The sequence below is a fragment of the Variovorax cryoconiti genome (assembly GCF_051216395.1).
Classification (GTDB): Bacteria; Pseudomonadota; Gammaproteobacteria; order Burkholderiales; family Burkholderiaceae_C; genus Variovorax.
This window is the reverse complement of record NZ_JBPJZI010000006.1, coordinates 238,541-253,176: the sequence shown is the minus strand read 5'-3', so window position 1 is coordinate 253,176 and position 14,636 is coordinate 238,541. Positions and strand designations below refer to the sequence as shown.

At 65.0% G+C, this 14,636-nt stretch carries 15 protein-coding genes; 8 read left to right on the top strand and 7 right to left on the bottom strand.

Annotated features, from left to right (window positions below; all coding sequences use genetic code 11):
• Positions 1–65: 65 nt before the first annotated feature.
• From clpA to icd, 4 genes are all read right to left on the bottom strand, one after another.
• Positions 66–2,387 carry an ATP-dependent Clp protease ATP-binding subunit ClpA gene (gene clpA / locus ACSFA2_RS17080; RefSeq protein WP_435456500.1) on the bottom strand — a complete coding sequence of 774 codons (2,322 nt, stop codon included), beginning with the start codon at positions 2,385–2,387 and terminating at the stop codon, positions 66–68.
• A gap of 54 nt (positions 2,388–2,441) precedes the next feature.
• The gene (gene clpS, locus ACSFA2_RS17075; protein WP_435456499.1) at positions 2,442–2,801 is read right to left on the bottom strand and encodes an ATP-dependent Clp protease adapter ClpS; all 360 of its coding nucleotides are present in this window, start codon (positions 2,799–2,801) and stop codon (positions 2,442–2,444) included.
• Between the two features lie 192 nt (positions 2,802–2,993).
• Complete coding sequence (locus ACSFA2_RS17070) at positions 2,994–5,225, bottom strand: NADP-dependent isocitrate dehydrogenase (RefSeq protein ID WP_435456498.1); 2,232 nt, start codon at positions 5,223–5,225, stop codon at positions 2,994–2,996.
• 106 nt (positions 5,226–5,331) lie between these two features.
• Complete coding sequence (icd, locus tag ACSFA2_RS17065) at positions 5,332–6,591, bottom strand: NADP-dependent isocitrate dehydrogenase (protein ID WP_435456497.1); 1,260 nt, start codon at positions 6,589–6,591, stop codon at positions 5,332–5,334.
• Between the two features lie 188 nt (positions 6,592–6,779).
• Between icd and ACSFA2_RS17060 the strand changes: the two genes are divergently transcribed.
• Together ACSFA2_RS17060 and ACSFA2_RS17055 are read left to right on the top strand one after the other, a co-directional pair.
• The gene (locus ACSFA2_RS17060) at positions 6,780–7,097 is read left to right on the top strand and encodes a cell envelope biogenesis protein TolA (RefSeq protein WP_435456496.1); all 318 of its coding nucleotides are present in this window, start codon (positions 6,780–6,782) and stop codon (positions 7,095–7,097) included.
• A 139-nt stretch (positions 7,098–7,236) separates the two neighbouring features.
• Complete coding sequence (locus ACSFA2_RS17055; protein WP_435456495.1) at positions 7,237–7,686, top strand: DUF192 domain-containing protein; 450 nt, start codon at positions 7,237–7,239, stop codon at positions 7,684–7,686.
• 87 nt (positions 7,687–7,773) lie between these two features.
• Here ACSFA2_RS17055 and ACSFA2_RS17050 read toward each other — a convergent pair whose 3' ends face one another.
• Both ACSFA2_RS17050 and xseA read right to left on the bottom strand, forming a co-directional pair.
• A complete protein-coding gene (locus ACSFA2_RS17050; protein WP_435456494.1) occupies positions 7,774–8,355 on the bottom strand; it encodes a superoxide dismutase in 582 nt (193 codons plus the stop codon).
• A gap of 49 nt (positions 8,356–8,404) precedes the next feature.
• Positions 8,405–9,700, bottom strand: coding sequence for an exodeoxyribonuclease VII large subunit (gene xseA, locus ACSFA2_RS17045; protein ID WP_435456493.1), 1,296 nt, complete (start codon positions 9,698–9,700; stop codon positions 8,405–8,407).
• A gap of 325 nt (positions 9,701–10,025) precedes the next feature.
• On the opposite strand from xseA, the gene ACSFA2_RS17040 reads away from it, so the two are divergent.
• From ACSFA2_RS17040 to adk, 6 genes are all read left to right on the top strand, one after another.
• Positions 10,026–10,658, top strand: a complete 633-nt coding sequence (locus ACSFA2_RS17040) for a MotA/TolQ/ExbB proton channel family protein (RefSeq protein ID WP_286645922.1) — start codon at positions 10,026–10,028, stop codon at positions 10,656–10,658.
• 22 nt (positions 10,659–10,680) lie between these two features.
• Positions 10,681–11,103 carry an ExbD/TolR family protein gene (locus ACSFA2_RS17035; RefSeq protein ID WP_286646770.1) on the top strand — a complete coding sequence of 141 codons (423 nt, stop codon included), beginning with the start codon at positions 10,681–10,683 and terminating at the stop codon, positions 11,101–11,103.
• A gap of 1 nt (position 11,104) precedes the next feature.
• On the top strand, positions 11,105–12,085 hold the full coding sequence (gene lpxK / locus ACSFA2_RS17030) for a tetraacyldisaccharide 4'-kinase (RefSeq protein ID WP_435456492.1): 981 nt from the start codon (positions 11,105–11,107) through the stop codon (positions 12,083–12,085).
• Positions 12,066–12,248 (top strand): Trm112 family protein, encoded by a 183-nt coding sequence (locus tag ACSFA2_RS17025; protein WP_262075405.1) that lies wholly within the window; start codon positions 12,066–12,068, stop codon positions 12,246–12,248. Before lpxK ends, ACSFA2_RS17025 begins: the two co-directional genes overlap by 20 nt.
• The gene (gene kdsB, locus ACSFA2_RS17020) at positions 12,248–13,012 is read left to right on the top strand and encodes a 3-deoxy-manno-octulosonate cytidylyltransferase (protein WP_435456491.1); all 765 of its coding nucleotides are present in this window, start codon (positions 12,248–12,250) and stop codon (positions 13,010–13,012) included. Before ACSFA2_RS17025 ends, kdsB begins: the two co-directional genes overlap by 1 nt.
• 120 nt (positions 13,013–13,132) lie before the next feature.
• Positions 13,133–13,789: an adenylate kinase gene (gene adk, locus ACSFA2_RS17015; RefSeq protein WP_435456490.1), complete on the top strand. Its 657-nt coding sequence runs from the start codon at positions 13,133–13,135 to the stop codon at positions 13,787–13,789.
• A gap of 67 nt (positions 13,790–13,856) precedes the next feature.
• Here adk and ACSFA2_RS17010 read toward each other — a convergent pair whose 3' ends face one another.
• Complete coding sequence (locus ACSFA2_RS17010; RefSeq protein ID WP_435456489.1) at positions 13,857–14,441, bottom strand: TetR/AcrR family transcriptional regulator; 585 nt, start codon at positions 14,439–14,441, stop codon at positions 13,857–13,859.
• Positions 14,442–14,636 lie beyond the last annotated feature (195 nt).

Genomic DNA, 14,636 nt, shown 5'->3' with positions numbered 1-14,636 from the left:
GGCCGGCAGCGCGATGCTACCGGCCTTTGAAGGCAGCACAGCCCCGTGGGCCGTGCGAAAGTCGATCAGCCTGCGGCCGCTTCCTCGGCTTCCGGCTTGGCCTTGCCTTCCTTCTTCGGCAGCGGCTGGATGTCGAGCTGCACTTCGTCCTTGTCGTCGAGGTCGACGGTCAGGCGACCACCGTCCTGCAGGCGACCGAAGAGCAGTTCGTCGGCCAGTGCACGACGGATCGTGTCCTGGATCAGGCGCTGCATCGGCCGCGCGCCCATCAACGGGTCGAAGCCCTTCTTGGCGAGGTGCTTGCGCAGGTTGTCGGTGAAGGTCACATCGACCTTCTTCTCGGCCAGCTGCGTTTCGAGCTGCAGCAGGAACTTGTCGACCACCCGCAGGATGATCGATTCGTCCAGCGCCTTGAAGCTCACGGTCGCGTCCAGACGGTTGCGGAACTCCGGCGTGAACAGGCGCTTGATGTCGGCCATCTCGTCACCCGATTCGCGCGGGTTGGTGAAGCCGATGGTCGCCTTGTTCATGGTCTCGGCACCCGCGTTCGTCGTCATGATGATGATGACGTTGCGGAAGTCGGCCTTGCGTCCGTTGTTGTCCGTCAGCGTGCCGTGGTCCATGACCTGCAGCAGCACGTTGAAGATGTCCGGGTGCGCCTTCTCGATTTCGTCGAGCAGCAACACGCAGTGCGGCTTCTTCGTGACGGCCTCGGTCAGCAGGCCGCCCTGGTCGAAACCGACGTAGCCCGGAGGCGCGCCGATCAGGCGGCTCACCGCGTGGCGTTCCATGTATTCCGACATGTCGAAGCGGATCAGCTCGATGCCCATGATGTAGGCGAGCTGCTTGGCCGCTTCGGTCTTGCCGACGCCGGTGGGGCCGCTGAACAGGAAGGAGCCGATCGGCTTGTCGCCCTTGCCCAGGCCCGAACGCGCCATCTTGACCGCCGAGGCGAGCACTTCGAGGGCCTTGTCCTGGCCAAACACGACGCTCTTGAGGTCGCGTTCCAGCGTCTGCAGCTTGCCGCGGTCGTCATTGGACACATTGGCCGGGGGAATGCGCGCGATCTTCGCGACGATTTCCTCGACTTCGGCCTTGGTGATCGTCTTCTTGCGCTTGCTCGGCGCCAGGATGCGCTGGGCCGCGCCGGCCTCGTCGATCACGTCGATCGCCTTGTCGGGCAGGTGACGGTCGTTGATGTACTTGGCGCTCAGCTCGGCCGCAGCCTGCAGGGCGGCCACGGCGTACTTCACGCCATGGTGTTCCTCGAAACGCGACTTCAGGCCCTTGAGGATATCGACGGTTTCCTGCACCGTCGGCTCGACCACGTCAACCTTCTGGAAGCGACGCGACAGGGCCGCATCCTTCTCGAAGATGCCGCGGTATTCGGTGAAGGTGGTCGCGCCGATGCACTTGAGCTGGCCACTCGAGAGCGCCGGCTTGAGCAGGTTGGACGCGTCCAGCGTGCCGCCCGAGGCCGCACCGGCACCGATCAGCGTGTGGATCTCGTCGATGAAGAGCACGGCGTTGGGCCGGTCCTTGAGCGACTTGAGCACGCCCTTGAGGCGTTGTTCGAAGTCACCGCGGTACTTGGTACCGGCCAGCAGCGCGCCCATGTCGAGCGAGTACACCTGGGCTTCGGCCAGGATTTCCGGCACGTCGCCCTGCGTGATACGCCAGGCCAGGCCTTCGGCGATGGCGGTCTTGCCCACGCCAGCCTCGCCGACCAGCAGCGGGTTGTTCTTGCGCCGGCGGCACAGGATCTGGATCACGCGCTCGACCTCGTACTCGCGGCCGATCAGCGGATCGATCTTGCCGTCCTTGGCCATCTGGTTGAGGTTCTGGGTGAACTGCTCCAGCGGCGACGCCTTTTCGTTCTTCTCGCCGCCACCCTCCTCGCCCTCGTTCGAGGACGATTCGGCGCTGCCCTTGGTGGCTTCCGGCGGGTCGCTCTTCTTGATGCCGTGCGCGATGAAGTTCACCACGTCCAGCCGGGTCACGCCCTGCTGGTGGAGGTAGTACACCGCGTGCGAGTCCTTCTCACCGAAGATCGCAACCAGCACGTTGGCGCCGGTCACTTCCTTCTTGCCGTTGCCGGTGGACTGCACATGCATGATGGCGCGCTGGATCACGCGCTGGAACCCGAGGGTCGGCTGGGTGTCGACGTCGTCGGTCCCCGCCACCTGGGGCGTGTTGTCCTTGATGAAATTCGTCAACGACGCGCGAAGGTCGTCGACGTTGGCCGAGCATGCGCGCAGAACCTCTGCGGCGCTCGGGTTGTCCAGCAAAGCGAGCAGCAGGTGCTCTACCGTGATGAACTCGTGGCGCTGCTGCCTGGCCTCGACGAAGGCCATGTGCAAGCTGACTTCCAGTTCCTGGGCAATCATGTGATTTCCTTCTGCCTTGCTGTAAATAAGTACTCAGATGGGTCAGCGCGCGATTTATTCAACCGGTTCGCTGACGCATTGCAACGGGTGGCCGGCCTGGTGGGCTGCCTCCATCACCTGATTGACCTTGGTGGCGGCCATGTCGCGGGAATACACCCCGCAGATGCCACGGCCGTCGAGATGGATCTTCAACATGATCTGGGTCGCCGTTTCGCGGTCCTTGTTGAAGAATTCCTGAATGACGACGATCACGAACTCCATCGGGGTGTAGTCGTCATTGAGCATCACCACCTGAAACATCTGCGGTGGTGCGGTTTTTTGCGGGCGGCGCTCCAGGACGACCGAATCGCCGTCGCCTCCCGCGGGCTTCTGGGCCGGCGGCGTGGCGGGTTTCGAGGGGTTTCGGGTTGCCATGAAATTCATTCTATCGAGCGAGCAAGCACCATGCCGACGCCAGATGATCTGGCGTCATGTTACGAAGAAAACAAGGGGTGCGAGAAGACGCTTTAGCCAAGTTTTACACGCAAGAAAAAGCCCCGGCGCCTGGGAAGGCGCCGGGGCGTTGTGTTTTCGCGAATGGACACACGGTCCGTCCGCGATTCGTGCTCAGGTGCCGACCGAGGCGAGCGCCGCGTTCAGGGTGGCGCTCGGACGCATGACCGCCTCGCACTTCTGGGCGTCGACCAGGTAGTAGCCGCCGATGTCCGCCGGCTGACCCTGCACCGCCGCGAGTTCTTCGACGATCTTCTTTTCGCCGCGGCCGAGCGCCTCGGCCAGCGGAGCGAACTTCGACTGCAACGCCTTGTCGTCCGTCTGAGCGGCCAGTTCCTGCGCCCAGTACATCGCCAGGTAGAACTGGCTGCCGCGGTTGTCCAGCTGGCCGGTCTTGGGCGACGGGTTCTTGTTGTTGTCCAGCAGCTTGCCGGTGGCGGTGTCCAGCGTCTTCGCCAGGATCTTGGCCTGGGCGTTGCCTGTCTTGAGGCCCAGGTCTTCCAGCGACACGGCCAGGGCCAGGAACTCGCCCAGCGAATCCCAGCGCAGGTGGTTCTCTTCCACAAGTTGCTTGACGTGCTTCGGCGCGGAACCGCCGGCACCCGTCTCGTACATGCCGCCGCCGGCCATCAACGGCACGATCGACAGCATCTTGGCGCTGGTGCCCAGTTCCATGATCGGGAACAGGTCGGTCAGGTAGTCGCGCAGGATGTTGCCGGTGACCGAGATGGTGTCCAGGCCGCGGATGACGCGTTCCAGCGTGTAACGCATGGCGCGCACCTGCGACATGATCTGGATGTCCAGGCCTTGGGTGTCGTGGTCCTTGAGGTACGTCTGCACCTTCTTGATCATTTCGGCTTCGTGCGGGCGGTACGGGTCGAGCCAGAACAGGGCCGGCATGCCCGAGTTGCGGGCGCGGGTGACGGCCAGCTTGACCCAGTCGCGGATCGGCGCGTCCTTGACCTGGCACATGCGCCAGATGTCGCCGGCTTCCACGTTCTGCGACAGCAGCACCTCGCCGGTCGCGAGATCGACGATGTTCGCCACGCCGTCCTCGGTCACCTCGAAGGTCTTGTCGTGCGAGCCGTATTCCTCGGCCTGCTGCGCCATCAGGCCCACGTTCGGCACCGTGCCCATGGTCACCGGGTCGAAGTTGCCGTTGGTCTTGCAGAAGTTGATGATCTCCTGGTAGATGCGGGCGAAAGTGCTCTCCGGGATGACCGCCTTGGTGTCCTTCGGCTTGCCGTCGGCGCCCCACATCTTGCCGCCGATGCGGATCATGGCCGGCATCGAGGCGTCGACGATCACGTCGTTGGGCGCGTGCAGGTTCGTGATGCCCTTGGCCGAATCGACCATCGCCAGCTCGGGGCGGTGCTCGTGGCAGGCGTGCAGGTCACGGATGATCTCTTCCTTCTTGGTCGAAGGCAGCGACTCGATCTTGGTGTACAGGTCGACCATGCCGTTGTTGACGTTCACGCCCAGCTCGTCGAACAGCTTGCCGTGCTTCTCGAAGGCTTCCTTGTAGAACACGCGCACGGCGTGGCCGAAGACGATCGGGTGCGACACCTTCATCATCGTGGCCTTCACATGCAGCGAGAACATCACGCCGGTCGCACGGGCGTCTTCCATCTCGTGCTCATAGAAAGCGAGCAGCGCCTTCTTGCTCATGTACATGCTGTCGATGATCTCGCCGGCCAGCAGCGACACCTTCGGCTTGAGCACGGTGGTCTTGCCGCTCTTGCCGACCAGTTCCATCTTGACGTCCCGCGCCTTGTCCAGCGTCATCGACTTTTCGCCGTGATAGAAGTCGCCGTGCTTCATGTGCGCCACGTGGCTGCGCGAAGCCATGCTCCACTCGCCCATGCTGTGCGGGTTCTTGCGGGCGTATTCCTTCACCGCCTTGGGCGCACGGCGGTCCGAATTGCCTTCTCGCAGCACCGGGTTCACGGCGCTGCCCAGGCACTTCGAGTAGCGTGCGCGGACCGCCTTCTCTTCGTCGGTCTTGGGATCTTCCGGGTAGTCCGGAATCTTGTAGCCACGTGCCTGCAATTCCTTGATGGCGCCGATCAGTTGGTGCACCGACGCGCTGATGTTCGGCAGCTTGATGATGTTGGTGTCGGGCAGCAGCGTGAGCTTGCCGAGTTCGGCCAGGTTGTCGGGCACGCGCTGCGCTTCGGTGAGCGATTCCGGGAACTGGCCCAGGATGCGGGCGGCCACCGAGATGTCGCTGGTCGTTACGTCGATACCGGCGGGTGCCGTGAAGGTACGAATGATCGGCAGGAAGGCCTGCGTCGCCAGGAACGGCGCTTCGTCGGTCAACGTGTAGATGATGGTTGGTTTGCTCATGCGGCCTGCATCCTTGATGTCATTGGGTCTGTGTGTCACCGGCGCCCGCCGGATCGTCGACTATTGTCGCCGCTTGCCAGCCTCGACGCTGCGCGTGCGGCGTGCGTCACATGTTGTCGATCATCACCTGCCCGAAACCGGAGCAGCTGACTTGCGTCGCGCCGTCCATGAGGCGTGCGAAGTCGTAGGTCACCTTCTTGCTGAGGATCGATTGGCGCAGCGACCGGATGATCAGGTCGGCCGCCTCTTTCCAGCCGATGTGGCGCAGCATCATCTCGGCCGACAGGATCTCCGACAGCGGGTTGACGTAGTCCTTGCCGGCGTACTTGGGCGCCGTGCCGTGGGTGGCTTCGAACATCGCCACGGTATCGCTCAGGTTGGCGCCGGGCGCGATGCCGATGCCGCCGACCTGCGCAGCCAGCGCGTCGGAGAGGTAGTCGCCATTGAGGTTGAGCGTGGCCACCACCGAATACTCGGCCGGGCGCATCAGGATCTGCTGCATGAAGGCGTCAGCGACGCGGTCCTTCACGGTGATGAACTTGCCGGTGTGGGGGTTCTTCACCCGCATCCAGGGGCCGCCGTCGATCAGTTCGCCGCCGAACTCCTTCGCAGCGAGGCCATAGCCCCAGTCCCGGAAAGCGCCTTCGGTGAACTTCATGATGTTTCCCTTGTGCACGATCGTCACGGAGGGTTTGTCATGGTCGATGGCGTACTGGATCGCCTTGCGCATCAGCCGCTCGGTGCCTTCGCGCGAGACCGGCTTGATGCCGATGCCGGACGTTTCAGGAAAGCGGATCTTCTGGATGCCGAAGTCGTTCTGCAGCAAGGCGATGAGTTTCTTGGCCTGCTCGCTGCCGGCCGCGAATTCGATGCCGGCGTAGATGTCCTCCGAGTTCTCGCGGAACAGCACCATGTTCGTCTTGTGCGGCTCCTTCAGCGGGCTCGGGACGCCGTCGAAATACTGGATCGGACGAAGGCAGACGTACAGGTCGAGCGCCTGGCGCAACGCCACGTTGAGCGAGCGGATGCCGCCCCCCACAGGCGTGGTCAGCGGGCCCTTGATCGAGACGACGTGGTCGCGCACCGCCTGCACGGTTTCGTCCGGCAGCCACACGTCGGGGCCGTAGAGCCGGGTCGCCTTCTCACCGGCGAAAACCTCCATCCAGTGAAGCTGCCGCCGGCCGCCGTAGCTCTTGGCCACGGCCGCATCGACCACCTTGAGCATGACCGGCGTGATGTCGACACCAATGCCGTCGCCCTCGATGAAGGGAATGATCGGCTGAGCCGGCACAAGAAGCGAATTGTCGGCGTTGACGGTGATCTTCTGGCCGGCGGATGGAACCTGAATGTGCTGGTAGCTCGACATGGGGCGGAGTTGCTCCGAGGTGACATTTGATGGTCGAAGCGACTTCAACCGCTCTTATTAGCCTTAGAATTTTAGACGCAAGCAATCATGTCGAAAGCCGTGTCAACCGCGGTCGATGCGGCTTCGTTGTTTGCTGACCTTCTGCTGGGCGGAAGGCGTAATCACTCAACTCCTCGAGGAATTCCTAAATGAACAAAGCTCTCGCAGTCCTGATCGCCGGTTTTTTTGCTGCAGGCGCCTACGCCCAAACCCCCACGGCTGAAAAAGCGCCTGTGACCAACACCAAGCCCCAGGCCCGCGCCGAAGCCAAGGTGGCCAGCAAGCCTGCTGGTCAAGTCAAGGCCGGTGCTGGCGGCGACATCAACAAGGTGCCCGAAGGCGGCGCGATCGGCACCGACAAGGCGGCTGTCGCTGGCGAAAAGCGCGCTGAAACGCGTGACGCGCGCCGTACCAACAAGGACGGCTCGGTGAAGCGCAAGTCGACCCAGGGCGGCACCCCCCAGTAATTGGGCTGCCACCAAAAAAGAAGCGTTCTTCGGAACGCTTTTTTTTCGCCCGCGTCGAAGTCTTTGCGGCTGGAAGGCCAAACTCTCTCGAATTGGGTACGCTTTCATCTCTCCTTTTCATTTCCGAATTCTTCGCACCATGTTTTCCCGCGTCATTGCCCTGCTCTCGCTGTGCCTTTTGCCTTTCGCGGCGCTTTCGCAAGAGGCGCAGATGGACCTTCCCCGCGTCAAGTTGGCGGCGGGCATGTACCAGATCGATGCACAGGTCGCACAAACACCCCAGCAGCAACAGATCGGCCTGATGTTCCGCAAGGAGATGCCGCAGGCCGAAGGCATGCTGTTCGTCTTCGAGCAGCCGTCGACGCAGTGTTTCTGGATGAAGAACACGCTGCTGCCGCTGTCGGCCGCGTTCGTGGCCGACGACGGTCGCATCGTCAACATCGTCGACATGCAGCCGCTCGCGCTCGAATCGCATTGCTCGGAGGAGCCGGTCCGCTTCGTCCTGGAGATGAATCAGGGCTGGTTCGCCAAAAAGAACATCAAGAAGAACGCCAAGTTGGGCGGCTCGCCCTTCCAAGCCCGGCGCTGACGCCGCAGTGCGCGGTGTCGAGACGAAAAAAAACCGGCGCGCAGCCGGCTTTCTCTGAGCGTCTTGAGCGCGAGGCCCTGACTTAATTTAAGCGAAGTTCTTCTGGGCGAAGTCCCAGTTGACCAGCTTGGCCAGGAAGGTCTCGACGAACTTCGGGCGCAGGTTGCGGTAGTCGATGTAGTAGGCATGCTCCCATACGTCGACGGTGAGCAGTGCCTTGTCGGCGGTGGTCAGCGGCGTGCCGGCTGCGCCGGTGTTCACGATGTCGACGGTGCCGTCGGCCTTCTTCACGAGCCAGGTCCAGCCGGAACCGAAGTTGCCGACGGCCGATTTCACGAAGGCTTCCTTGAAGGCGTCGTAGCTGCCCCACTTGGCGTCGATCGCCTTGGCGAGTTCACCGGTCGGTGCGCCGCCGCCCTGCGGCTTCATGCAGTCCCAGAAGAAGGTGTGGTTCCAGATCTGCGCGGAGTTGTTGTAGATGCCGCCGCTGGACTTCTTCACGATCTCCTCGAGCGTCATGCTCTCGAACTCCGTGCCCTTTTGCAGGTTGTTCAGGTTCACGACGTAAGCGTTGTGGTGCTTGCCGTAGTGGTACTCGAGCGTTTCCTTCGAATACTCGGGCGCGAGTGCGTCGAGGGCGTACGGGAGAGGAGGAAGGACGTGTTCCATATTCTTGGCTCGTGGGTTGGTTGTGGGATGAGGGGATTCTAGAAAGGATTCAGGCGCCCCGCGTCGGCGGGGGCCGCGTGCGCACGGCGTCGACGTGGACATCGAGGCTGCCGTCGGCCAGTCGCGCGGACAGCGCATCGCCCGCAGCAATGCGTGTGGTGCTGGTCACGGCATGTCCCTGCGCGTCGACCAGCCACGCGTAGCCGCGCTGGAGCACCTGCGCCGGGTCCAGCAGGCGCAATCGCGCGTCCAGACGGTCCAGGCGTTCGCGCTGCTGGCGCAGGCCGCCCTGCCACAGGGCAGGCCAGCCTTGACCTGCGGCGCGTGCCCGCTGCGCGAGCCGCTGATGCTGCGACGCGACGGCATAGCGCAGCCGCTGCGCCTCCCGCGCCAGCCGCAGCTGCTGTCGCAGCACGACAGACGACGGTCGCCCGAGCCGGCCGGCGGCGAGGTCCAGCCGTTGACCGAGCAGGTCGAGCCGCGCACCGAGGGCGTCATTCAATTTGCCTTCGATCAGGTCCAGCGCGCCCAGCCAGACATCGCGTGGCGCGGACACGAGCTCCGCCGCCGCGGTCGGTGTCGGTGCACGCAGGTCGGCGCAGAAGTCGGCGATGGTGAAGTCGGTCTCATGGCCGACGCCGCACACCACGGGCACGGGGCTCTGCACGATGGCGCGCGCCAGGGTCTCGTCGTTGAAGGCCCACAGGTCTTCGATCGAGCCGCCGCCGCGCACCAGCAGGATGACGTCAACGGGTTGTGGCGACGCCCAGAGCGATTGCAGCGCGCGCACCAGTTCACCGGGGGCGCCGGCACCCTGCACTGCAGACGGCGCCAGCACGACCGGGATGTGCGGCACCCGCCGGCGCAGGGCAGTCACCACGTCGTGCAGCGCCGCGGCGCCCAGCGACGTCACCACGCCGACGGCGCGCGGCATGGTCGGCAGGGCCCGCTTGCGCGCCGGGTCGAACAGCCCCTCGGCCTCGAGCTTGGCCTTGCGCTGCAGGAACTGCTCGAAGAGCGCGCCCTGCCCTGCGCGCGACAGGCTTTCGACCACCAGTTGCAGGTCGCCGCGGGGCTCGTAGACAGCGAGTCGCCCGCGCACCTCGACCTGGTCGCCATCGCGCGGCGAGAAGTCCACGAGGCTGGCGGCGCGTCGGAACATGGCGCAACGCAGTTGCCCGGAGGCGTCCTTCAGCGCGAAGTAGCAGTGACCACTGGCCGCACGCGAGAAGCCGGAGATCTCGCCCTGTACGGTGACTGGGTTGAAGCGCGCGTCGAGCGCGTCGGCGACCGCATGGCACAAGGCGCCAACCGCCCACACGCGCGGCGCGACACCCCGTGACATCTCGGCATCGATCACAGCGAAATGCTCGCGACGACAGCCACTCTTCCACAGTGCGCCATGTGCACGTTGCCCGCCCGCACACCCGCCTCAGGGAGGCACGGCTTGTGGTGCAAGCCGTTGATTTCAATAGATAAACTGCTGCTCAAAATTCGATCGTCCTAATGCGACGCCCTGTTCATGCGGGTGTGGACTACTTGCCAACGCAGTTAATCACAAAGTTATCCACAGAATCTGTGCGTCGTCGCTGACAGCGACAGCAGCGGTTTCTCGTGCGGCACTCGGTGATAATCGCCGCGCATTTGCAATCCATGGGCCGGAGGATTTTTTGTTTTCCATCATAGTTGCTGCGGGCTGGCCGATCTGGCCGCTGCTCGCCTGTTCGGTGCTGGCCTTGGCCTTGGTGATCGAACGTTTCACGAGCCTGAAGACGGCGCGTGTCCTGCCGCCCAAGTTGCTGGACGAGGCCATCAATGTGTCGCGCAACGCGGTGCCGGGCCCCGACGTTGTGACCAAGCTCGAAAAGAATTCGGCGCTGGGCGAAGTGCTCGCCGCCGGGTTTCGAGCGCTGAATGCCAACCCGCGCTGCAGCGAGGAAGATGTACGCGCCGCCATGGAAGCTTCCGGCCGCACGGTGGCGCACCGCCTGGAGCGCTGGCTCCCCGCGCTCGCTACCATCGCGTCGGCCGCGCCGCTGCTGGGCCTGCTGGGCACCGTGATCGGGATGATCGAGATCTTCGGCTCGCAGTCGCCGGCCGGCGGCGCGGTGGGTTCGGGCAACCCGGCGCAACTGGCGCACGGGATCTCGATCGCGCTCTACAACACCGCCTTCGGCCTGATCGTCGCCATTCCCACCTTGATCTTCTGGCGCTACTTCCGCACGCGGGTTGACGAATACCTGCTGAACCTCGAGCTGGCCGGCGAGCGCTTCGCGCGGCATCTCAACGCGCTGCGCAAGTGAGCCCGCGATGAAGCCCGGCCGCATGCACTTCCGCCACGGCGCGCGCGACGAGCCGGAGATCAACCTGATCCCGTTCATCGACGTGCTGCTGGTCGTGCTGATCTTCCTGATGCTGTCGACCACGTACAGCAAGTTCACCGAGATGCAGTTGCGCCTGCCGGTGGCCGATGCCGAGCCGCAACGCGACTACCCCAAGGAAGTGATCGTCGCCGTGTCGGCCGACGGTCGCTATTCGATCAACCGCAACGTCCTGCCCGACCGCAGTGTCGAAACGGTCGCCGCTGCGCTCACGGCGGCGGGCGGCACGAAGGACAGCGTCGTCATCATCAGCGCCGACGCCAGCGCCGCGCACCAGGCCGTGATCACCGTGATGGAGGCCGCGCGCCGGGCCGGCATGGTGCAGATCACCTTCGCCACGCAATCCGCCGCCCAGGCAGGGCGCTGACTTGCAGCTGCAGCGCGCCTGGCTCGAACGGGGCGCGGTCGCGCGGCTGCTGTGGCCGCTGTCACGATGCTTCGGACTGCTCGCGGCGCTGCGCCGCACGCTGTATCGCGTGGGCTGGCTGCGCACCGAGCGCGCCGGCGTGCCGGTCGTGGTGGTGGGCAACGTGGTCGCCGGTGGTGCGGGGAAAACGCCGGTCGTGATGGCCATCGTTGAGCACCTGCGCGCCCGCGGCGTGCCGGCCGGCGTGATCTCGCGCGGCCACGGCCGCCGCACCACCGATTGCCGCGAGGTGCGCGACGACAGCGACCCGCGCGATGTCGGCGACGAGCCGGCGCTGGTCCGCCGGTCGACCCGCGTGCCCGTGTTCGTCGCGGCTCGGCGCATCGACGCCGCGCGCGCGCTGACGGCGGCCTATCCGGACGTCCGCGTGATCGTCAGCGACGACGGCCTGCAGCATCTGGCGATGGCGCGAGATGTCGAAGTCTGCGTGTTCGACGACCGCGGCATCGGCAACGGCTGGCTGCTGCCGGCCGGGCCTTTGCGCGAGCCCTGGCCGCGGGCCTGCGATCTGGTGCTGCACACGGGCGCGCAGCCGGCCTTCGCCGGCTTCACGGCGAGACGCTCACTGGCCGAATCGGCCTTGTCTGCGGACGGTGCCACGGTGCCGCTCGCAGGGCTGGTCGGCCGACCGATGATCGCCGTGGCCGGCATCGCCAAGCCCGAATCCTTCTTCCAGATGCTGCGCGACAAAGGCCTGGCGCCGACGCGCTGCGTCGCCCTGCCTGACCACCACGATTTCGACGATTGGGCATGGGTTGCCGCAGGCGAAGCCACCGTGCTGTGCACTGAGAAAGATGCACTCAAGCTCTGGCGCCGACAGCCGGACGCGCTCGCGATACCGCTGCGCTTCGAGCCGGCACCCGCCTTCCTGGCGGCGCTCGATGCAAAGCTATCATCGCTCGATGGACACCAAGCTTCTTGAACTGCTCGTCTGCCCCGTGACCAAGGGCCCGCTGACCTGGGACGCCGAGAAAAAGGAACTGGTCTCGCGCAGCGCGCGGCTGGCCTACCCGGTGCGCGACGGCATTCCCGTGCTGCTCGAGAACGAAGCACGCACGCTGTCGGACGACGAACTCGGCCTTTGATGGCCTTCACCGTCCTGATCCCGGCGCGCCTCGCGTCCACGCGCCTGCCCGACAAGCCACTCGCCGACATCGGCGGCGTGCCGATGGTGGTGCGCGTGGCGCAACGCGCGCTGGCGTCCGGCGCCTCGCGCGTCGTCGTCGCGGCGGACGATGCGCGCATCGTGGATGCCTGCGCCGCCCACGGCATCGACGCCCTGCTGACGCGTACGGACCACCCGAGCGGCAGCGATCGCCTGGCCGAGGCCTGCACCTGGCTCGCGCTGCCGGACGACGCGGTCGTCGTGAACGTGCAGGGCGACGAACCCCTCATCGACCCGGCGCTGATCGATGCCGTAGCCGCCGAATTGGCCGCGCAGCCGGAAGCCGCCATGAGCACCGCCGCGCACGCGATCGATACGTCCGCCGACTTCGGCAACCCGAACGTGGTGAAAGTGGTGCTCGACGCGCGCGGCTTTGCGCTGTACTTCAGCCGCGCGCCGATTCCCTGGTGGCGCGACGGTCGTGCGTCCAACGACGGGCCCGCCGTGCCGGCGGGGCCGGCAGCGCTGCGACACATCGGCATCTATGGCTACCGCGCAGGCTTCATCCGCCAGTTTCCGACGTTGCCGCCAGCGCCCATCGAAACCACCGAAGCGCTCGAACAGTTGCGGGCGCTGTGGCATGGCTTCCGCATCGTCGTGCACATCAGCGACCACAGCCCGGGACCAGGCGTCGACACACCGGAAGACCTGGCCCGCGTGCGTGCGCTGTTTGCGGGTCGCTGAGGCGTCTTTCGCGGGCATTTCGCACGGGTGCGCATGCTATCCTCGATGCAACTCCGCCCTGCCCCTTGCCCTCGTGGCCGGCTCGGCGCGACAGAAATCTAAGAACCGTCCGAGGACACCATGAGACTGATTTTGTTGGGCGCCCCCGGGGCAGGCAAAGGCACGCAAGCCGCTTTCATCTGCAAGAAGTACAACATCCCGCAAATCTCGACGGGCGACATGCTGCGCGCCGCCGTCAAGGCCGGCACGCCGCTGGGCCTGGAGGCCAAGGCCGTGATGGCCTCGGGCGCGCTGGTGAGCGATGACCTGATCATCAACCTCGTCAAGGAACGCATTGCGTTGCCCGATTGCGCGAGCGGCTTTCTGTTCGACGGCTTTCCGCGCACCCTTCCGCAGGCCGATGCCATGCGCGCGGCCGGCGTCAAGCTCGACTACGTGCTCGAGATCGACGTGCCCTTCGCCGACATCATCGAGCGCATGAGCGGCCGTCGTTCGCACCCGGCGTCGGGCCGGATCTACCACGTCAAGTTCAATCCGCCGAAGGTGGACGGCAAGGACGACGCGACCGGCGAAGACCTGGTGCAGCGCGAAGACGACAAGGAAGAGACCGTGCGCAAGCGGCTCGACGTCTACAGCCAGCAGACCCGTCCGCTGGTTGACTACTACGCCGACTGGGCCAAGGCCGAGCCGTCCGTCGCCCCCAAGTACCGCGCCATCAGTGGTGTCGGCACGGTCGACGAGATCACGCAGCGCGCCCTGACCGCCCTGAGCAGCTGAGGCGACGCAGCCGCCGGGGCTGCATGCAGGGGCGAGCCGGACCGGGCGATCCGGTTCGCCGCGTCAGCTACGCATCAGGTGCAGCCGACAGCCTCGACAGGACGGCCGCACGGCAGACATCCAGAATCTCATCGGCGAGCGGCGAGTCGTCAGGACACGCCCGCGACAGCACCACGGCGCCGATCACCTGCGCAATGACGTCGATATGCGCGGCGCGCAGGACCCCTTCCCGTTGCCTGTCCTTCGGCGCGCTGGACTGGTTTTCCAGGTTCGCCAGCATGCCCTCAACGCCGGTCGCAAAAGCCGTCTTGATCGACGCTGGCTGACGCGCAGCGTCTCCGCATAGCGCGGCCATCGTGCAACCTTCACCACGAGCGTCCCGGTGCTCACGGGACAGGTAGTGCTTGACGAACTCCCCCGGATCGACCCCTTCGGCTTTGGCGGCCGACTGGGCAAAACCACAGGTCGCGGCTTCCGCCATCAGATCGGCCTTGGACCCGAAGTGCTTGTAGAACCCGCCGTGCGTGAAGCCCGCGGTCGCCATCAAGTCCGCGATCCCCACCCCGTCGTAACCACGCTCGCGAAACAGCGCAGAGGCCGTTTCGACGATGTGCGCCCGGTTCGCCTGGGCCTGCGCTTTGGTGACCTTCATGTCCAGGAACTCTCTCGATGTGCCATCGGCGGAAGCAATGAATATACATTGATGTTACTTATCATCAAAGTCCTTGACAGCAAAGATGATGATTGACATCATTAAATCATCTTCCCTTGAAAGGCTTCTGGACCGGAGCGATCCCCACCTGACCGCTCCCGCCCTCGCCCAGCATTTCCGCGGCTTGACGCATCA